Origin of the sequence: Paracoccus lichenicola, assembly GCF_009708075.1 — a bacterium.
Taxonomy (GTDB): domain Bacteria; phylum Pseudomonadota; class Alphaproteobacteria; order Rhodobacterales; family Rhodobacteraceae; genus Paracoccus; species Paracoccus lichenicola.
This window is the reverse complement of the sequence record NZ_WMBT01000005.1, coordinates 60,994-79,490: the sequence shown is the minus strand read 5'-3', so window position 1 is coordinate 79,490 and position 18,497 is coordinate 60,994. Positions and strand designations below refer to the sequence as shown.

The 18,497-nt window shown below is 68.8% G+C and carries 17 protein-coding genes and 1 riboswitch; of the genes, 11 read left to right on the top strand and 6 right to left on the bottom strand.

Features of this window, described 5'->3' with window-relative positions:
- Positions 1-252: 252 nt before the first annotated feature.
- A complete protein-coding gene (dapB, locus tag GIY56_RS10285) occupies positions 253-1,089 on the bottom strand; it encodes a 4-hydroxy-tetrahydrodipicolinate reductase (RefSeq protein WP_154764750.1) in 837 nt (278 codons plus the stop codon).
- 70 nt (positions 1,090-1,159) lie between these two features.
- Here dapB and rbfA point away from each other — a divergent pair, with 70 nt between their 5' ends.
- Genes rbfA through truB form a run of 3 tightly spaced genes read left to right on the top strand, consistent with a single transcriptional unit; the run spans position 1,160 to position 3,254 of the window.
- Complete coding sequence (rbfA, locus tag GIY56_RS10280; RefSeq protein WP_154764749.1) at positions 1,160-1,579, top strand: 30S ribosome-binding factor RbfA; 420 nt, start codon at positions 1,160-1,162, stop codon at positions 1,577-1,579.
- Positions 1,569-2,324, top strand: a complete 756-nt coding sequence (locus GIY56_RS10275) for a phosphodiester glycosidase family protein (RefSeq protein ID WP_154764748.1) — start codon at positions 1,569-1,571, stop codon at positions 2,322-2,324. Before rbfA ends, GIY56_RS10275 begins: the two co-directional genes overlap by 11 nt.
- Before the next feature lie 36 nt (positions 2,325-2,360).
- Positions 2,361-3,254, top strand: coding sequence for a tRNA pseudouridine(55) synthase TruB (gene truB, locus GIY56_RS10270; protein ID WP_154764747.1), 894 nt, complete (start codon positions 2,361-2,363; stop codon positions 3,252-3,254).
- 233 nt (positions 3,255-3,487) lie between these two features.
- Here the strand turns inward: truB and GIY56_RS10265 are convergent, their stop codons facing one another.
- Genes GIY56_RS10265 through GIY56_RS10255 form a run of 3 tightly spaced genes read right to left on the bottom strand, consistent with a single transcriptional unit; the run spans position 3,488 to position 6,676 of the window.
- Positions 3,488-4,180 carry a thiamine ABC transporter ATP-binding protein gene (locus tag GIY56_RS10265; RefSeq protein WP_154764746.1) on the bottom strand — a complete coding sequence of 231 codons (693 nt, stop codon included), beginning with the start codon at positions 4,178-4,180 and terminating at the stop codon, positions 3,488-3,490.
- Positions 4,173-5,720, bottom strand: coding sequence for a thiamine/thiamine pyrophosphate ABC transporter permease ThiP (locus GIY56_RS10260; RefSeq protein ID WP_154764745.1), 1,548 nt, complete (start codon positions 5,718-5,720; stop codon positions 4,173-4,175). The genes GIY56_RS10265 and GIY56_RS10260 overlap by 8 nt, the downstream gene beginning before the upstream one ends.
- The gene (locus GIY56_RS10255) at positions 5,696-6,676 is read right to left on the bottom strand and encodes a thiamine ABC transporter substrate-binding protein (protein WP_154764744.1); all 981 of its coding nucleotides are present in this window, start codon (positions 6,674-6,676) and stop codon (positions 5,696-5,698) included. Before GIY56_RS10255 ends, GIY56_RS10260 begins: the two co-directional genes overlap by 25 nt.
- Positions 6,677-6,707: 31 nt before the next feature.
- Positions 6,708-6,804: riboswitch (TPP riboswitch) on the bottom strand.
- Positions 6,805-6,863: 59 nt separating this feature from the next.
- Between GIY56_RS10255 and mutS the strand changes: the two genes are divergently transcribed.
- From mutS to phoB, 8 genes are all read left to right on the top strand, one after another.
- Positions 6,864-9,497: a DNA mismatch repair protein MutS gene (gene mutS / locus GIY56_RS10250; RefSeq protein ID WP_154764909.1), complete on the top strand. Its 2,634-nt coding sequence runs from the start codon at positions 6,864-6,866 to the stop codon at positions 9,495-9,497.
- Positions 9,494-10,609, top strand: a complete 1,116-nt coding sequence (gene aroC / locus GIY56_RS10245) for a chorismate synthase (RefSeq protein ID WP_154764743.1) — start codon at positions 9,494-9,496, stop codon at positions 10,607-10,609. The genes mutS and aroC overlap by 4 nt, the downstream gene beginning before the upstream one ends.
- 125 nt (positions 10,610-10,734) lie before the next feature.
- A complete protein-coding gene (locus GIY56_RS10240) occupies positions 10,735-11,763 on the top strand; it encodes a substrate-binding domain-containing protein (RefSeq protein ID WP_154764742.1) in 1,029 nt (342 codons plus the stop codon).
- A 69-nt stretch (positions 11,764-11,832) separates the two neighbouring features.
- On the top strand, positions 11,833-13,038 hold the full coding sequence (gene pstC / locus GIY56_RS10235; protein ID WP_154764741.1) for a phosphate ABC transporter permease subunit PstC: 1,206 nt from the start codon (positions 11,833-11,835) through the stop codon (positions 13,036-13,038).
- Positions 13,035-14,369, top strand: a complete 1,335-nt coding sequence (gene pstA / locus GIY56_RS10230; protein ID WP_154764740.1) for a phosphate ABC transporter permease PstA — start codon at positions 13,035-13,037, stop codon at positions 14,367-14,369. Before pstC ends, pstA begins: the two co-directional genes overlap by 4 nt.
- 21 nt (positions 14,370-14,390) lie before the next feature.
- Positions 14,391-15,191, top strand: a complete 801-nt coding sequence (gene pstB / locus GIY56_RS10225) for a phosphate ABC transporter ATP-binding protein PstB (protein WP_154764739.1) — start codon at positions 14,391-14,393, stop codon at positions 15,189-15,191.
- Between the two features lie 20 nt (positions 15,192-15,211).
- Positions 15,212-15,937, top strand: coding sequence for a phosphate signaling complex protein PhoU (phoU, locus tag GIY56_RS10220; protein ID WP_154764908.1), 726 nt, complete (start codon positions 15,212-15,214; stop codon positions 15,935-15,937).
- 5 nt (positions 15,938-15,942) lie between these two features.
- Positions 15,943-16,632, top strand: coding sequence for a phosphate regulon transcriptional regulator PhoB (gene phoB / locus GIY56_RS10215; protein ID WP_154764738.1), 690 nt, complete (start codon positions 15,943-15,945; stop codon positions 16,630-16,632).
- Here phoB and GIY56_RS10210 read toward each other — a convergent pair.
- Complete coding sequence (locus tag GIY56_RS10210) at positions 16,629-17,504, bottom strand: ribokinase (RefSeq protein ID WP_154764737.1); 876 nt, start codon at positions 17,502-17,504, stop codon at positions 16,629-16,631. The two genes, phoB and GIY56_RS10210, sit on opposite strands and share 4 nt — an antisense overlap.
- A gap of 109 nt (positions 17,505-17,613) precedes the next feature.
- The gene (locus GIY56_RS18520; RefSeq protein ID WP_328288518.1) at positions 17,614-18,375 is read right to left on the bottom strand and encodes a cytochrome c1; all 762 of its coding nucleotides are present in this window, start codon (positions 18,373-18,375) and stop codon (positions 17,614-17,616) included.
- Positions 18,376-18,497: the final 122 nt, after the last annotated feature.

Sequence of the window (18,497 nt, the reverse complement as noted above, 5' to 3'; positions counted from 1 at the left end):
CCTTGGCGAAGGCCATCGCCTTCGCCACCCGATGCCCTATCCACCTGCACCGCCGGGCCTCAAAGGCCCGGCCAGCGCCCGCCCCGCCCCTGGCGGGCGCTTCACGCCCACCGGGTCGGGCGCTGGCCTCTCGTGGTCGTGGGATTGCGCCGTCTTTGGTTGCACTGTCGAATTGCGTGCGGGGGAAATGCAGTGCATTTCCTGATCCCGCCCGGCAAGCGTAGGGTGGGGTTTCACCCCACCATCACGCCCTCAATTCAACCCCAGCACATCCTGCATGTCGTATTCCCCCGGCCCCTTGTCCTGGCCCCAGATCGCCGCGCGGATGGCGCCGCGCGCGAAGATCGCGCGGTCCGTCGCCAGGTGGCGCAGCACGATCCGTTCGCCGGCGCCCGCGAAGATCACGTCATGCTCGCCCACCACGTCGCCGCCGCGGATGGCGGCAAAGCCGATGGACCCCGGCACCCGCGCGCCGGTGATCCCCTCGCGGGCGGGCGTGCGCACTTCGGCCAGGGTCCGACCCCGCCCTTCGGCGGCGGCCTCGCCCAGCATCAGCGCGGTCCCGGACGGCGCATCGACCTTCATGCGGTGATGGGCCTCGACCACCTCGATGTCCCAATCGGTCCCCAGGGCAGCGGCGACCTTGCGCGTCAGGCCCACCAGCAGGTTCACCCCCAGGCTCATGTTCCCCGCGCGGATGATGGGCGCATGGCGGGCGGCGGCCTTGAGGCGGTCCAGATGCGCCGCCTCCAGCCCCGTGGTGCCGATCACGTGCACGGCACGGGCCTGCGCGGTCAGTTCGGCGAAACCTACGGTCGCGGCGGGCGCGGTGAAGTCGATCACCGCCTGCGCCTGCGCGATGGCCGCCACCGCGTCGTCGCTGACCGTCACGCCCAGGGGCGCCCCGCCCATCGCCTCGCCCACGTCGCGGCCGATCCACGCATGGCCCTGCCGCTCCAGCGCACCCGCCAGCCGCACGGCGGGGTTCTCCGCGATCAGCCGCACCAGCATCCGCCCCATCCGCCCCGAGGCGCCGGTGACGACGATCCCCGGCAGGGCGGGCGCGTCGGTGTTCTGCAAGTCGCTCATGCGGGCCTCCACTCTTTGCCCGCGTCATATCCCGTTGCGGCGCGGCCCGCGACCCCCTACATCGGGACGCATGGCACAGAACCGTTATTCCCATGGCTCCGGCCCCTCGCAGCGCCAGCTCCGCGTGGGCGAGCTGATCCGCCGCACCCTGTCCGACGTGCTGGCGCGCGCCGATGTCCACGACCCGGACCTGAACCGCCATTCCATCACCGTGGGCGAGGTTCGGATGTCCACCGACCTCAAGGTCGCCACGGCCTATGTCCTGCCCCTAGGCGGCCATGGGGCCGAGGAAGCCTTGGCCGCGCTGCGCCGCAACACGCCCGAATTGCGGCATCTGGTCGCCAAGGCCATGACGCTGAAATACGCGCCGCAATTGCGGTTCCAGCAGGACGAGACCTTCGACCGCATGGACGACACCCGCCGCCTGTTCGCCGACGAGCGCGTCCGCCGCGACGTGGAAGGCGCGGACGAGGGTGACGATGCCAATTGACTGGCGCTCCTTGGGCGTGGCCCTGGGGATGCTGCTGGCCTGGGCGATCCCGGTGGCGGCGGACGGCTGCGGGCGCATGAGCCATGACGGGCAGGGCTATGTGGTGTGCGAGGTCACTGCCGCGCAGGAACCCGCGCTGCGCTTGTGGCAGGACGGGCCGGACGGCCAGCCCCTGCGCAACTTCGCCAATGTCCGCGCCACGCTGGCGCAGGGCGAAAGCCTGGCCTTCGCGATGAACGCGGGCATGTATCACGCCGACTATCGCCCCGTGGGCCTGCTGGTGATCGACGGGGTGGAACTGCAGCCCATCGTCACGGGGGCCAGCCGCGACAACTTCGGGATGTTGCCCAACGGGGTTTTCTGCACCGGTGGCGCGCGTCCCTTCCAGGTGATCGAAAGCCGCGCCTTTGCGGATGCCCGTCCCCCTTGCCGCCTGGCCACGCAATCCGGGCCGATGCTGGTGATCGACGGCGACCTGCACCCGCGCTTCCTGGTCGATTCGGACAGCCGGTACGTGCGGAACGGCGTCGGCGTCTCGCCCGACGGGCAGACGGCGTGGTTCGCGATTTCCGACCGCGCGGTGACCTTCCACGAGTTCGGGCGGCTGTTCCGCGACGGGCTTGGGGTGCGCGACGCCCTTTATTTCGACGGCTCCATCAGCAGGCTTTACGCGCCGGGGGTGAACCGGGCGGATTTCGGGCGATCCTTGGGACCGATCATCGGGCTGGTGGACGGCGCCGGTTGACGCTATGCCGCCGCCTTTGCAAGGCGAGGGTTCGACATGGCACGCAAGAAGGGCCGCGACATCAATGGCTGGCTGATCGTGGACAAGCCCGCGGGCGTCGGCTCGACGGCCGTCGTGGCCAAGGTCCGCTGGGCGCTGGACGCGAAAAAGGCGGGCCATGCGGGCACGCTGGACCCCAACGCGACGGGCGTCCTGGCCGTGGCCTTGGGCGAGGCGACCAAGACCGTCGCCACCGTGACCGACGCGCTGAAATGCTATGACTTCACGGTCAACTGGGGGGCCGAGACGGCGACCGACGATGCCTCGGGCGAGGTGCTGCGCCGGTCGGACGCTCGCCCCGACCGCGCCGCCATTCAGGCCGCATTGCCCGCCTTCACCGGCGACATCATGCAGGTTCCCCCGGCCTTTTCCGCCGTCAAGGTGGATGGCGAGCGCGCCTATGACCTGGCGCGCGAGGGCGAGGAACTGGATCTCGCCGCCCGCCCCCTGTGGGTGGAAAGCCTGACCCTGCTGGATTGCGATCGCGACACCGCGCGGCTGGAGATGGTCTGCGGCAAGGGCGGCTATGTCCGCTCCATCGCCCGCGACCTGGGGCGTGCCCTGGGCTGCCTGGGCCATGTCGCCCATCTGCGACGCACCTGGTCGGGGCCTTTTGACGCCGAGGACGCGGTGCCCTTCGACAGGATCGACCGCGAGGCGCAGGACTGGCTGGACGCGCGGCTTTTGCCGCTGGAGGTCGCGCTGGCCGACCTGCCCATGCTGCGCGCCACGCCCGAGGGCGCGGTGCGCATCCGCAACGGCAATCCGGGGCAAGTGACGGGCGCGGCGGAGTGGGGCGATCTGGTCTGGGTGTCGGACGCCAAGGGACCGGTCTGCATCGGGCGGTACCAGGGCGGGTTGGTGCAGCCGGAGCGGGTGTTCAACCTGTGATGCCGACTGGCAAAGGCCATCGCCTTTGCCACCTCGTGACCTATCCACCTGAACCGCCGGGCCTCAAAGGCCCGGCCAGCGCCCGCCCCGCCCCCAGGCGGGCGCTTCACGCCCCCCTCGGGTCGGGCGCCGGCCTCTCGTGGTCATGTGGTTGCACCGTTTCCGATTGCACCGTCACATCGCGGACGGGGGAAACGTATACGTTTCCTTTTCCCGCCCGGCAGCCGTCGGGATCACCCCAGATAAGCCCGCAATCCCGGCGGCGGGTCGTCCAGCAGCGGCCCCGTGGGCACCGGGGGATGGGCCACGCCGCCCTCGACCAGGATCGTCTGCGGCGCGAAGCTGCGGGCATCATCCGGGTCATGGGTGACCATCAGCACCGTGGCCCCGGTCTGGTCCGCAATGCGGCCCAGCAGGGCCAGCATCTCGGCCTTGAGCGCGGGGCCAAGCGCCGCGAAGGCCTCGTCCAGCAGCAGCAGGGGCCGGGCGCGCAGCAGGACGCGCGCCAGCGCCACGCGGCCCTGCTGTCCGCCCGAAAGGTTCGCGGGGCGGCGGTCCTCCATCCCTTCCAGCCCCACCTCGTCCAGAACCTGCGCCACGCGGGCGCGCTGCGGATCGGACAAGCGCCCGTCGGGGCGCAGGCCAAGGCCCACGTTCTGCGCCACCGTCAGGTGCGGAAACAGGTTCTGGTCCTGGAACAGCATCGACACCGGGCGCTGCCCCGGCGGCAGAACGGTGATGTCGCGCCCCTCCACCCGGATCCGCCCCCGGTCTGGCGCCAGGAACCCGCCCGCCAGCGACAGCAGCGTGGATTTTCCCGACCCCGACGGGCCGATCACCGCTACCCGCGCGCCCTTGGGCACGCTCAGGTCGGCGGACAGGGTGAAGGGGCCGCGCGTGACGCGGACGGCGTCGAACTCAAGCAAGGCGGCCCCCCTTGTCGAAGGCCCAGAACAGGCCGAAGCTGATCGCCATCAGCAGCACCGCGCAACCCGCGGCCTCGTCCATGCGATAGGAATTCATCAACTGATACAGCTGCAAGGGCAGCGTCGGCCGGTCGCCTCCGAACAAGGTGATCACGCCCAGATCCCCCATGGCCAGCGCCGCCGCCAGCCCGCCCGCAAAGCCCAAGGGCCGGGCCAGGCGCGGCAGGGTCAAGAGCCGCAGCCGCGCGAAGCCCCGCAGGTCCAGCGAATCGGCCAGCCGCCCGTAATCGCCGTGCAGCGTCCGCGCCGCCGGGATCAGCGCGCGCAACCCGAAGGGCAGGGCCATCACCGCATTGATCGCCACCGTCACCGGCAGGGCCAGCGCCTGCGGCCCGACCCAAGGGCGCAGGATGATGAACAGCCCCGTCCCCAGCACCAGCGGCGAGGCGATCAGCGGCAGCATCCCCGCCGTTTCCACCCACCGCATCCGCCCCCGCGCCAGCGAGAGGGCCAGGGTCAGCGACAGCACCAAGGCCAGCGTGGCCGAGATCAGCGCCATCGCCACGGACCGCGCTGCCGCCTCCCAGACCTCGGGCGGCAGGGCGGGGATTCGCGGCAGCCCGCGCAGGGTGACGGCGGCCATCGGCCAGAGGAGGAACCCGGCGGCGCCTGTGATCACAAGCGCATCGCTGACCCGGCGCCACCCCCCTGGCGCGGTAGGCCTGTGGTCCGCGTCCAGTCCCGCGCCGAACGCTGCCGGGATCGCGATCCAGCGGGCCAGCGCCATCGCCGCAACGCAGATCGCGATCTGGATCAGCCCCAGGCTCGCCGCCCGGCCCAGGTCGAAGTCGAAGCGGAAGGCCTGGTAGATCGCCAGTTCCACCGTGGTCGCGCGCGGCCCGCCGCCAAGCGCCAGGGCCACGGTGAAGCTGGTCAGGCAAACCAGGAACACCGCGAGCCACACGCCCGGCAACACCGCCCGCAGCATGGGCCGTTCCAGGTGGCGCGCCACGTCGCGGGGGCCAAAGCCCAAGGATGCGGCCAGGCGGAAGCGTTCGGCGGGGATCGCCTGCCAGCCTTGCAGAATCAGCCGCACCGACAAGGGCAGGTTGAAGAACACATGCGCCAGGATCACCCCCTGCCAGCCATAGATCGAGATCTCGGGCAGGCCCAGGGCGCGGGCTGCGTCATTCACCGCGCCATTGCGGCCAAACACCGCAACCAGCCCCATGATCGCCACGATCACCGGCAGGATGAAGGGCGCGCCCAGCAGTGTCACCAGCGCCGAGCGCCCGACAAAGCGCCGCCGTGCCAGGGCGCGGGCCACGGGAACCGCCAGCATCGCCGACAGTGTGGCCGACACCGCCGCCTGCCACAGCGTGAACCGGACCGCCCGCCAGTCCCACGGGCCAAGCCCCGCCAGACCCTGCGCCTGCCACGCCACGGCGGCCAGCGTGCCCCCGATCAGGACCGCAAGGCCGGTGGCGGCAGCCGCGCCCCCCGCCTCGGCCCGCGTCAGCCCGAGAATGCCCGCAGCCATTCGTCAAGCGCGGGTTGGCGCAGCGCCTCGGCTTCGTCCTCGGAATAGAACAGGGTCTTTTCGGGGCGCGGCAACTCGCGCATGACCTGCGGCCATTCGTCTTGCGGCAGCTTGGCGGGCAGGGACCAGTTGGCCAGGGGGATGGTCGTTTGGAACTCGGGCGTCAGGATCCAGTCCATGAACTTCTGGGCCAGCTCCGGCTGGTCGGTGGTGCGGACCTGGGCCGCGACCTCGGCCATGAAGTAATGGCCTTCGGGAAAGATCGCGGCCTTCTTGGTCGGGTCATCCTCGGCCGAGACGTGATAGGCGGGCGAGGTGGTGTAGGAGAGCACCATGTCGGCCTCGCCTTCGGTGAACATGCCGTAGGATTCGGACCAGCCCTTCGTCACGGTCAGCACCTTGGGGGCGAGCTTGGCCCAAGCCTCGGGCGCGTCGTCGCCATAGACTGATTTCACCCACAGCAGCAGCGCCAGGCCGCTGACCGAAGACCGCGAATCCTGGATCACGATCTTCAGGTCGTCGGGCGCGTCCAACAGTTCGGCAAAGCTTTTCGGCGGGTTTTCCAGGCGGGTTTCGTCATAGACAAAGGCCGTCTCGCCCCAGTTGTAGGGCAGGAAAATGTCGTCCGTCCATGCGATCGGCAGCGACAACCCGGTCGTGTCCTGCCCGTGCGGCGCGAACAGGCCGGACGCGCGGGCGCGGGCGGTCACGTCGGTGTTCAGGCCGAAGACGATGTCGGCTTCGGTCTTTTCGCCCTCCATCAGGATGCGCGACAGCTCGTCGCCGGTGACGAAGCGCAGGTCGCAGGCGCAGAAGGCCTCGAATCCTTCCTCGATCTTGGGACCCGGACCCCATTCGCTGGTGATGGATTCGCCCGCGTAGACGGTCAGGACGGGCTTGTCCTGCGCCATCACAGGGGTCGCGGCCAGCAGGGCCAGGATCAGGGGATACTTCATCGCTGTCTCCTTTCGATAAGGGTCACGAAAGAAAGGACAGCGTCACCTTCCCTCCGCCGGTGTTAGCCGGATCAGGTTCAACGGGTCCGCTTTCGCGTCTCAGCCACATGGCCCCCCGAGGTGGGGTCGAATGTAGGGATTTCGCAGGCGCGCGCAAGCGGCTAGAAACGCCGCCATGACGAAGGACATGACCGATCAGCCCACCCCGATGATGGCGCAATACCTGGCGATCCGGGACGCCAATCCCGGCGCGCTGCTGTTCTATCGGATGGGCGATTTCTACGAGATGTTCTTTGACGACGCGGTCGCCGCCGCCGCCGCGCTGGACATCGCGCTGACGAAACGCGGCACGCATGAAGGCCAGCCGATCCCGATGTGCGGCGTGCCGGTCCATTCCGCCGAATCCTATCTGCTGACGCTGATCCGCAAGGGGTTCCGCGTGGCCATCGCCGAGCAGATGGAGGATCCGGCCGAGGCCAGGAAGCGCGGGTCCAAGTCGGTGGTGGCCCGCGACGTGGTGCGGCTGGTGACGCCCGGCACCCTGACCGAGGAATCGCTGCTGGAAGCCCGGCGGCACAACTATCTGGCGGCCTTTGCGCAGGTGCGCGAGGAGTGCGCGCTGGCTTGGGTGGACATCTCCACCGGCGCTTTCCAGGTGATGGACTGTGCCCTGGCGCGGCTGTCCCCGGAACTGGCGCGCCTGGCCCCGCGAGAGGTTCTGGCGGCGGGCCACGATCTGCGCGACCTGGTCGAGGAGGCCGGGGCGGCGCTGACCGACCTGCACGCATCCGCCTTCGACAGCGCGGCGGGGGCGCGGCGGCTTTGCGCGCTTTACGGCGTGGACACGCTGGACGGGTTCGGCACGTTCACCCGCGCCGAACTGGCGGCGATGGGGGCCATTGTCGATTACCTGGACCTGACGCAGCGGGGAAAACTGCCCCTGCTGCGCCCGCCGGTGCGCGAACGCGCGGGCGGAGCGATGGGGATCGACGCGGCCACCCGGCGCAACCTGGAGCTGACGCAGGCGCTGTCGGGCGGGCGCGAGGGGTCGCTGCTGGCGGCCATCGACCGCACGGTGACGGCTGCGGGCGCGCGGCTGCTGGAACGCCGCATCAGCGCGCCCTCCCGCGATCTGGCGCTGATCCATGCGCGGCAGGACGCGGTGGCGATGCTGGTCGATGACCCGCGCCTGATGGCCGACCTGCGCAGCGCGCTGGCCCGCGTGCCCGACATGGACCGAGCGCTGTCGCGGCTGGCGCTGGACCGGGGCGGGCCGCGCGATCTGGCGGCAATCCGGGCGGGGCTGGCGCAGGGCGCGGCCATCGCGGCGCGGTTGCCGGAGGATGCCGCGCCGGTGCTGCGTGAGGCTGCGCGCGACCTGACCGGGCACGACGCCCTGATCCGCCTGCTGGACGACGCGCTGGTGGCCGAACCCCCGCTGCTGGCGCGAGACGGTGGTTTCGTGGCTGCCGGTTATGACGAGGATCTGGACCAGACCCGCCGCTTGCGCGACGAAGGCCGGGGCGTGATCGCCGGGATGCAGGCGGATTACGCCGCGCTGGCCGGCGTCCAAGGCCTGAAAATCAAGCACAACAACGTGCTGGGCTACTTCATCGAGACGACGGCCACCCATGCCGAACGCATGATGGCCCCGCCGCTGAACGCGACCTTCATCCATCGCCAGACCACCGCCAACCAGATCCGCTTCACCACGGTGGAACTGTCAGAGCTTGAGACGCGCATCCTCAACGCCCGCGACCGCGCGTTGGAGATCGAGCGCGGCATTTTCGACCGACTGCGTCTGGCCGTGCTGGACCGGGCCGCGCCCATCGGCCAGGCCGCCCGCGCCCTGGCCGAGATCGACCTGGCCACAGGTTTCGCCGACATCGCGGCGGGCGAGGGTTGGACGCGCCCCCTGGTCGATGACAGCCGTGCTTTTGTCATCGAGGGGGGCCGCCATCCGGTGGTCGAACGCGCGCTGCGGCGCAAGGCGGAAAACTTTGTCGCCAACGACTGCGCGCTGACCGAAGGCGGCACCCCCGCGATCTGGCTGCTGACCGGCCCGAACATGGCGGGCAAATCGACCTTCCTGCGCCAGAACGCGCTGATCGCGGTGCTGGCCCAGGCGGGGGCCTTCGTGCCTGCCCGCCGCGCCCATATCGGCCTGGTCAGCCAGCTTTTCTCCCGCGTGGGCGCCGCCGACGACCTGGCGCGGGGCCGGTCCACCTTCATGGTGGAAATGGTCGAAACCGCCGCGATCCTGAACCAGGCCGACGACCGCGCCCTGGTGATCCTGGACGAGATCGGGCGCGGCACCGCCACCTGGGACGGCCTCTCCATTGCCTGGGCGGTGATGGAGCATCTGCACGCTACCAACCGCTGCCGCGCGCTGTTCGCCACCCATTATCATGAAATGACGGCCCTGTCGGCCAAGCTGGACGGCGTGGAAAACGCCACCGTCGCGGTGCGCGAATGGGACGGCGAGGTGATCTTCCTGCACGAGGTGCGCAAGGGCGCCGCCGACCGCAGCTATGGCGTGCAGGTCGCGCGGCTGGCCGGGTTGCCCGCGTCCGTGGTCGAACGCGCCCGCGCCGTGCTGGACGCGCTGGAATCGGGCGAACGCGAAGGCGCGGCCCGCCCCGCCGCGCTGATCGACGACCTGCCGCTGTTCCGCGCGGTGCCGCCTGCGCCTGCCGCGCCGAAGGCCAAGCCGTCGCCGCTGGACGCGCGCATGAAGGACATCCACCCCGACGCCCTGACCCCGCGCGAGGCGCTGGATCTGATCTATGAACTCAAAGCCCTGAGCAAGGACACCGCATGAGCTTCAACACCTTCGGTCGCGCGTTCCGGTTCACCACCTGGGGCGAAAGCCACGGTCCCGCCCTGGGCGCGACCGTCGATGGCGTGCCCCCCGGCGTGGCCCTGGACGAGGCCTGGATCCAGCAATTCCTGGACCGCCGCCGCCCCGGCACGTCGAAACACACCACGCAGCGCCGCGAGGCCGACCAGGTGCGCATCCTGTCCGGCGTCTTCGAGGGGCGCACTACCGGCACGCCGGTACAATTGATGATCGAGAACACCGACCAGCGGTCCAAGGACTATGGCGAGATCGCCCAGGCCTTCCGCCCCGGCCACGCCGACATCACCTATCACCTGAAATACGGCCATCGCGATTATCGCGGCGGTGGCCGGTCAAGCGCCCGCGAAACGGCGGCGCGGGTCGCGGCGGGCGGCGTGGCGCAGGCCGTGCTGCGCGACCTGCTGCCCGATCTGCGGATCACCGGATACATGGTGCGGATGGGCGCGCTGCATCTGGACCGGGCGCGGTTCGACGCGAATGCCATCGGGGAAAACCCGTTCTTCCTGCCGGATGCGACGGCGGTGCAGGAATGGTCCGACTACCTGGACGCCATCCGCAAGGACCAGAACAGCGTCGGCGCGGCCATCGAGGTGCTGGTCGAGGGCTGCCCCCCCGGCCTCGGCGCGCCCATTTACGCGAAGCTCGACACCGACCTTGCTGCCGCGATGATGTCGATCAATGCCGTGAAGGGCGTCGAGATCGGCGAGGGGATGGGTGCCGCCGCCCTGACCGGCACCGACAACGCCGACGAGATCCGCATGGGCAACGACGGTCCCCTCTATCTGTCCAACCACGCGGGCGGCATTCTGGGCGGGATCAGCACCGGCCAGCCGATCGTGGTGCGCTTTTCCGTCAAGCCCACCAGTTCCATCACCACCCCGCGCCGCACCATCGACCGCCACGGGCAACAGATCGACCTCATCACCAAGGGCCGCCACGATCCCTGCGTGGGCATCCGCGCCGTCCCCGTGGCCGAGGCGATGGCGGCTTGCGTGATCCTCGACCACCTGCTGATGGACCGCGCCCAGACCGGGGGCCAGCGGGGCCGGATCGGCGGAGCGCCGGAAAACTGACGCGGAACTTTCAAAAAACCGCCGCTTGTCATAAAAGGGTCATGCTTCTTTCGCACAAGCGTCACCTGTGGCGCTTAGGTCACGCACAGCCCCCAGCTTGGGCGTGAAAGATTTAGGAGAGATCCATGTCCACCGTGAAATTCACCGTCTCGGCCCTGGCCGTGATCGCCGCCTCGGCCACGGCCGCTGCCGCCCGCGATCAGGTCCAGGTGTCGGGTTCGTCCACCGTGCTGCCCTATTCGACCATCGTGGCCGAAGCCTTTGGCGAAAACATGGACTTCCCGGTTCCGGTCGTGGAATCCGGCGGCACCGGCAGCGGCTTGCAGAAATTCTGCGAAGGCGTGGGCGAGAACACCATCGACATCGCCAATGCCAGCCGCCCGATGCGCGACGCCGAACGCGAGACCTGCACCGCCAACGGCGTGACCGACATCATGGAGGTGCGCATCGGCTATGACGGGATCGTCTTCGCGACCGCCGCCGCCGCGCCGGATTTCGCCTTCACCCCCGCCGACTGGTTCAATGCCCTGTCCGCGAAGGTGGTGCGTGACGGCCAGGTCGTCGATAACACGGCGGCCAACTGGAACGAGGTGAACCCAGGATTGCCCGCGCAGGAAATCCTGGCCTTCATCCCCGGCACCAAGCACGGCACCCGCGAGGTCTTCGAGGAAAAGGTCATCCTGGCCGGCTGCGAGGAATCGGGCGCCATGGAGGCCTTTGTCGCCTCGGGCATGGACGAGGACGCGGCCGAGGAAGCCTGCACCACCCTGCGCACCGACGGGAAGGCCGTGGACATCGACGGCGATTACACGGAAACGCTGTCCCGGATCGAATCCTCGCCCAACGGGATCGGCGTGTTCGGCCTGTCCTTCTATGAAAACAACACCGACAAGCTGAAGGTCGGCACCATCGGCGGCGTCACGCCGTCCACCGAGACCATCGCCTCGGGCGAATACCCGGTGTCGCGGCCGCTGTTCTTCTATGTGAAGGCCGCGCATTTCGAGGTGATCCCCGGCCTGCCCGAATTCGTGCAGTTCTTCGTGGCCGACGAGATCGCCGGTCCCGATGGCCCGCTGGCCGAATACGGCCTGGTCTCGGACCCCGAACTGGCCGCGACCCAGGAAGCCGTGGCCGCCGGGACCACCATGCAGTAATGCCAAGGGGGCGGCACGGGAAAACCGTGCCGCCCGCCGCCTTTCCGTTTCTCGCAAGGGACCGCCCGAATGCCGCTGTCATGGGCCTTTTTCGCAAGTTTCCTGCTGGCCGCCGCCGGTTACATCCTGGGCCGCAGCCGCGCCTTCGCGACTGCCGGGCCGGATGCCCGCGCGCTGCACAGCCGTCCCACCTATCACGGCACCAGCGTCGGGCTGATGGCGCTGCTGCCGTCGCTGGGGGTGCTGGCCGTCGCGGCCATCCTGCGCATGGCGGGCGTGCTGACGGACGAGACCGGCCCGGTGGTCGGCATCCTGGCCCTGGTCGCCGCCGTGATTGGCCTGGGCCTTGGCGTGACGCGCATCGGCCGGCAATACCAGGCCCGCAACGCGGTCGAGCGCATGGTGCTGGGCCTTCTGATGCTGTGTTCGCTGATCGCCATCGTCACCACGCTGGGGATCGTCCTGTCGCTGGTCTTCGAGACCGGGCGTTTCTTCCAGGTCTATGACTGGAAAACTTTCTTCTTCGGCACCGAATGGACGCCGCGCTTTCAGGGCAATTCGCAACTGGGCATCCTGCCGCTGCTGTGGGGCACGCTGTATGTCTCGGCCATCGCGCTGCTGGTGGCGGTGCCCATCGGGCTGTTCGCTGCCGTCTACATGTCGGAATACGCGTCCCGCTGGGTGCGGGGTTTCGTGAAACCGGCCATCGAGGTTCTGGCGGGCATCCCCACAATCGTCTATGGCCTGTTCGCGCTGATCACCGTGGGGCCGCTGCTGCGCGATTACTTCGCGCAGCCCTTGGGCTTGGGCAATTCGGGAACGTCCGTCCTGACGGCCGGTCTGGTGATGGGCATCATGCTGATTCCCTTCGTCAGCTCGCTGTCCGACGACATCATCAACGCGGTGCCGCAAAGCCTGCGCGACGGGGCGCTTGGCCTGGGGTCAACGCCGTCGGAAACCGTGCGCCAGGTGGTGCTGCCCGCCGCGCTTCCGGGCATCGTCGGCGCCGTCCTGCTGGCCGCCAGCCGCGCCATCGGGGAAACGATGATCGTGGTTCTGGGCGCGGGCGCGGCCGCGCAGATGAGCCTCAACCCGCTGGAGGCGATGACCACCATCACCGTCAAGATCGTCAGCCAGCTGACCGGCGACAGCGACTTCAATTCGCCCGAAACGCTGGTGGCCTTCGCCCTGGGGCTGACGCTGTTCGTCATCACCCTGGCGCTCAACGTGGTCGCGCTGATCATCGTGCGCAAATATCGCGAGCAATACGAATGACCGATGATCCCGACCACAAGCCCGCATCCCTGTTGCAGCAGGACGCGCGCACCAAGGCCCGCAACGCCGCCGAGAAACGTTTTCGCTGGTATGGGATCATCGCCATCGCGATTTCCATGATCGCGCTGGTGGTGCTGCTGGCGACCATCCTGACAGCCGGGGCGGGGGCCTTCCGCCAGACCTATCTGAACATCCCCGTGACCCTGGACCCGGCCGTGCTGGACCCCAAGGGCAACCGCGACCCGGCGGAAATGGCCAAGGTGCTGACCCTGTCCTATGGCCGCGTGCTGGATGCCGCAGTCGAGGCCACCGTCGCGCGCCACGGCATCCGGATCGAGGGGCTGTCGGACAAGGACATCGACGGCCTGATTTCCAAGGAAGCCTCGGCCCAGGTGCGCGACCGCGTGCTGGCCGAACCGGACCTGGTCGGCCAGACCGTCGAATTCGACGTGCTGACCGGGGGCCGCATCGACGGGTATTTCAAGGGCCGCGTGACGATGGACAGTGCCGCGCGCGACAGCAACACCTCGCCCGCCCAACTGCAACTGGCGCAAGAACTGGCTAATCGGGGCGAGATCGTGACCCGCTTCAACTGGAACTTCCTCAGGCTTGCCGACGCGTCCGACCAGCGCCCCGAAGCCGCGGGCGTGGGCGCGGCCATCGTGGGGTCGTTCTACATGATGCTGGTGGTGCTGTTCCTGGCGGTGCCCATCGGCGTCGCCGCCTCCATCTACCTGGAGGAATTCGCCCCCAAGAACCGCTGGACCGACATCATCGAGGTCAACATCTCGAACCTTGCCGCCGTGCCGTCCATCGTCTTCGGCATCCTGGGGCTGGCGGCCTTCATCAACTTCGCGGGCCTGCCGCAATCGGCGCCCATCGTGGGGGGCCTGGTGCTGACGCTGATGACGCTGCCGCGCATCATCATCCCGACCCGCGCCGCGCTGAAGGCGGTGCCGCCGTCGATCCGCGACGCGGCCCTGGGCGTGGGCGCGTCCAGGATGCAGTCGGTGTTCCACCACGTGCTGCCGCTGGCCACGCCCGGCATCCTGACCGGCATGATCCTGGGCCTGGCGCAGGCCCTGGGCGAAACCGCGCCCTTGCTGCTGATCGGCATGGTGGCCTTTATCCGCGACATTCCCTCGGGGCTGCCGCAGGGGTTGTTCGACCCGGCATCCGCCCTGCCGGTGCAGGTCTATAACTGGACGCAGCGGTCCGACCCGGCCTTCATCGAGCGGGCCTCGGGCGCGATCATCGTGCTGCTGGTTTTTCTTTTGTGCATGAACGTGCTGGCCATCTGGCTGCGCCGCAAGTTCGAGCGCCGGTGGTAATTGCCTCAAAGGAGTCCACATATGTACGATACGAACCGCCGCGTGGAGAATGCCGTGACCCCCAAGGACATCAAGATCCAGGCCCGCAAGGTGCAGGTCTTCTACGGCGACAAGCACGCGCTGAAGGACGTGGACGTGGACATCCTGGACAAGACCGTGACGGCCTTCATCGGCCCCTCGGGCTGCGGCAAGTCCACCTTCCTGCGCTGCATCAACCGCATGAACGACACCATCCCCATCGCGCGCGTCGAGGGCGAGATCCTGCTGGACGGCGAGGATGTCTATGACCGCCGCGTAGACCCCGTGCAGCTGCGCGCCAAGGTCGGCATGGTCTTCCAGAAGCCCAACCCCTTTCCCAAGTCGATCTATGACAACGTGGCCTATGGCCCGCGCATCCACGGACTGTCGCGCAACCGCGCGGAACTGGACGGCATCGTCGAAGGCGCCTTGCGCGGCGCGGCCCTGTGGAACGAGGTCAAGGACCGCCTGTCCGAACCGGGCACCGGCCTGTCGGGCGGCCAGCAGCAGCGGCTGTGCATCGCCCGCGCGGTTGCCACCAGCCCTGAGGTGCTGCTGATGGACGAGCCTTGCAGCGCGCTCGACCCCATCGCCACCGCCCAGGTCGAGGAGCTGATCGAGGAATTGCGCGAACAGTTTTCCGTGGTGATCGTGACCCATTCGATGCAGCAGGCGGCACGGGTCAGCCAGAAGACCGCCTTCTTCCACCTGGGCAACCTGGTCGAATACGGCGACACCGACGACATCTTCACCAGGCCGAAGGACAGCCGGACCGAGGCCTATATCTCGGGCCGGATCGGCTGAGGCAGCAAGGGGCAGCCATGATGAACCGCGAAAAGCATATCTCCTCGGCCTTCGACCGCGACCTGGAAACCATCCAGGCCCTGGCGGTCAAGATGGGCGGCATGGTCGAGGCCGCCATCAGCGACGCCGCCACCGCCCTGGAAACCCGCGACGAGGAACTGGCCGAACAGGTCCGCCGCCGCGACAAGGCCATCGACGCGCTGGAAATGCAGCTAAACGAGGACGCGGCCCGGCTGATCGCGCTCCGCGCCCCCACGGCCACCGACCTGCGCATGGTCCTGGCGGTGATGAAGATCGCTCATTCGCTGGAACGCGTGGGCGATTACGCCAAGAACATGGCCAAGCGCACCCATGTCCTGTCGCAGATGCCGCCCATCGAGGGCGCGGGCCTGGCGCTCCGCCGGATGAGCGGGGCGGTCGGCAAGATGGTCCAGGACGCGCTGGACAGCTATATCCGCCGCGATGCGCAGCTGGCCGAGGACGTGCGCCAGCGCGACCTGGAGGTGGACCAGATGTACAACGCGCTGTTCCGCGAGTTCCTGACCCACATGATGGAGGATCCGCGCAACATCACCGCCTGCATGCACCTGCATTTCATCGCCAAGAACGTGGAACGCATGGGGGATCTCGCCACCGCCATCGCCGAGCAGGTGATCTATCTGGTCACCGGCGAGATGCCTGACGAAAGCCGCCCCAAGGACAACGGCGTGCCGGGCATGGACCCGGCCGCAGGCGCAAGGGCCTAAGCGGGATGGCACGCCAATCCCCCTGCGTCCTGGTGGTCGAGGATGAGGGCGCGCAGCGCGAGGTGCTGCAATACAACCTCGAGGCCGAGGGCTTCGCCGTCGTCGTCGCCGACAACGGCGAGGATGCGCTGCTGCTGGTGCAGGAGGAACAGCCCGACCTGATGGTGCTGGACTGGATGCTGCCCAAGGTGTCGGGGATCGAGGTCTGCCGCCAGGTCAAGGCCGATCCCGCCACCCGGTCCATTCCCATCATCATGCTGTCGGCGCGCAGCGAGGAAACCGACCGCGTGCGGGGCCTGGAAACCGGGGCCGACGATTACGTTGTGAAGCCCTATTCCGTGGTGGAATTGATGGCGCGCCTGCGCACGCAGCTGCGCCGGACCCGGCCTGCCAGCATGGGCGAGCGGCTATCCTATGGCGACATCATCCTGGACGCGGCGGAACATCGCGTCTTTCGCGCGGGCCAGGCACTGCACCTGGGTCCGACCGAGTTCCGCTTGCTGTCCACGCTGATGGAAAAGCCGGGCCGGGTCTGGACGCGCGAGCAGCTGCTGGACCGGGTCTGGGGGCGCGACATCTATGTGGATACCCGCACCATCGACGTTCATGTGGGGCGCCTGCGCAAGGCCTTGATGCAGAACGGCGGCACCAACCCGGTGCGCACCGTGCGCGGAACGGGCTATTCGCTGGGCTAGCTCCGGTTGGCGATGAAGGCGATGACTTCCTCCAAGCCCGGGATGGCCTCGCCCGCGCCATGCCGCGTGACCTTCAGGGCGGCCGCGCCCGCCGCCAGCCGCAGGGCCGCCGCGATCTGGTCCCCGCGATCCAGGCTTGCCGCGAAATAGCCCGTGAAGGTATCGCCCGCGCCCGTCGTATCGGCCGGGTTCACCGCGAAGGCCGCCTGGCGATGGACGGCGCCTGTGGTCAGATCGCGATATTCGGCCCCCTCGGCCCCGCGCGTGATCAGCAGGCCCTGCACGGGCAGGTCGTCCGGGATGGCCGCGAACAGCGCCTCGGCCTCGCCCGCGTTCATGGCCAGGATCGTGGCATGGGGCAGGATGGCCCGGACCGCCGCGATGTCGAAGGGCGCGGCGGAATAGATCACGCGGGCGCCCGCGTCGCGCGCCATCCGCGCGGCCTCGACCTGGCAACTGGTCTCGTTCTGGACCAGCAGCGTGTCCCGGGGCCTGATGGCCGACAGGGGCTTTTCCAGCATGGCGGACGTGATGGCCCGGTTGGCGCCCGGGTGGATGACGATGGCGTTCTCGGCCTCGCGGTCCAGCAGGATGACGGCGTGGCCGGTGACCTCGCCCGGCAGGCGGACGATGTCGGCGGTGCAGATGCCCCGGTCCGCCAGCCGTTCAAGGATCCAGTCGTCGCCCGTGCCCATGGCCCCCAGGTGATGCGTGATGGCCCCCGCGCGGGCGGCGGCGATCGACTGGTTCGCCCCCTTGCCGCCCAGACCCTGCGCATGGCTGCGGGCGGCCAGCGTCTCGCCCGGGCGGGGCAGGTGGTCCAGCCGATAGACATGGTCGATGTTGATCGAGCCGAGATTCCAGATGGCCATGAGATGCGCGCTCCCTTTGCGGTTGCGATGTTGCCGGAAGCGGGCGGCTTGTCCAGCAATGAAAAACGCGCCCCGCAGGGGGGCGCGTCCGGTTCTGTGAAGATGTCGATCAGTGCTTTTGATGCAACTTTCGCTTGTGGGGCGCCCACAGCCGCTTGTTCGTCAGATACAAGAGCGAGGTCAGCGCGACCAGCAGCAGCACCGACACGAGGCCCACTTGCTTGCGATAGGTCAGCTTGGGTTCGGCGGTCCACATCAGGAAGGCCGACACGTCGCGGGCCATCTGATCGACCGTCGCGGGCGTGCCGTCCTCATACGTCACCAGGTCGTCCGACAAGGGCGGGGGCATGGCGATGTTGCCGCTGGCAAAGGCGGTGTTCTGGTACAGAACGGTGCCCGCCTGCTCGACCTCCTCGCCCGTGTAGCTGGTCAGGATCGCGTGGATGTATTCCGGCCCGCCGATGCCGTTCACCAGCTGGCTGATCCCGGTGCCGTAGGGACCGTGGAAGCCCGCGCGGGCCTTGGCCATCAGCGACAGATCCGGACCCATGCCCTCGCCGGTAATGGTGGGGAAGTGATCCGTCGGCAGGCGGGGGCGTTCCTCGCCGGTCTCGGGATCCAGGATCGGGTTCATGTTGGCGGCATAGGCGCGGACCTGATCCTCGGGCAGGCCGGGGCCGCCGTCGTCGTGCAGCGTGCGGATCGGCACGAACTTCATGCCGTGGCAGGCCGAGCAGACCTCGGTATAGACCTGCAACCCGCGCTGCAACTGGAACTGGTCGTACTTGCCGAAGGGACCCTCGAAGCTGAAGGCGATGTCCTCGATATGGACCGCGCCGTGGCTGTCGGCGTGTTCTTCCTCGCCCTCGATCGCGGTTTCGCCTTCGGCGGCGCTGGCATCATCCTCGGGCGTGCCCTCGATGTCGTCATGGCCTTCCTCGGCCACGACGCTGCCGGTGGTCTCGGCGGGAACGGCGGCCTCGTCGCCGGGGG

Coding starts and splice junctions, on each gene's coding strand:
- dapB (WP_154764750.1), bottom strand. CDS start 1,089: ATGAGCGACTTGCAGAACACCGACGCGCCCGCCCTGCCGGGGATCGTC.
- rbfA (WP_154764749.1), top strand. CDS start 1,160: ATGGCACAGAACCGTTATTCCCATGGCTCCGGCCCCTCGCAGCGCCAG.
- GIY56_RS10275 (WP_154764748.1), top strand. CDS start 1,569: ATGCCAATTGACTGGCGCTCCTTGGGCGTGGCCCTGGGGATGCTGCTG.
- truB (WP_154764747.1), top strand. CDS start 2,361: ATGGCACGCAAGAAGGGCCGCGACATCAATGGCTGGCTGATCGTGGAC.
- GIY56_RS10260 (WP_154764745.1), bottom strand. CDS start 5,720: ATGGCTGCGGGCATTCTCGGGCTGACGCGGGCCGAGGCGGGGGGCGCG.
- GIY56_RS10255 (WP_154764744.1), bottom strand. CDS start 6,676: ATGAAGTATCCCCTGATCCTGGCCCTGCTGGCCGCGACCCCTGTGATG.
- mutS (WP_154764909.1), top strand. CDS start 6,864: ATGACCGATCAGCCCACCCCGATGATGGCGCAATACCTGGCGATCCGG.
- aroC (WP_154764743.1), top strand. CDS start 9,494: ATGAGCTTCAACACCTTCGGTCGCGCGTTCCGGTTCACCACCTGGGGC.
- GIY56_RS10240 (WP_154764742.1), top strand. CDS start 10,735: ATGTCCACCGTGAAATTCACCGTCTCGGCCCTGGCCGTGATCGCCGCC.
- pstC (WP_154764741.1), top strand. CDS start 11,833: ATGCCGCTGTCATGGGCCTTTTTCGCAAGTTTCCTGCTGGCCGCCGCC.
- pstA (WP_154764740.1), top strand. CDS start 13,035: ATGACCGATGATCCCGACCACAAGCCCGCATCCCTGTTGCAGCAGGAC.
- pstB (WP_154764739.1), top strand. CDS start 14,391: ATGTACGATACGAACCGCCGCGTGGAGAATGCCGTGACCCCCAAGGAC.
- phoU (WP_154764908.1), top strand. CDS start 15,212: ATGAACCGCGAAAAGCATATCTCCTCGGCCTTCGACCGCGACCTGGAA.
- phoB (WP_154764738.1), top strand. CDS start 15,943: ATGGCACGCCAATCCCCCTGCGTCCTGGTGGTCGAGGATGAGGGCGCG.
- GIY56_RS10210 (WP_154764737.1), bottom strand. CDS start 17,504: ATGGCCATCTGGAATCTCGGCTCGATCAACATCGACCATGTCTATCGG.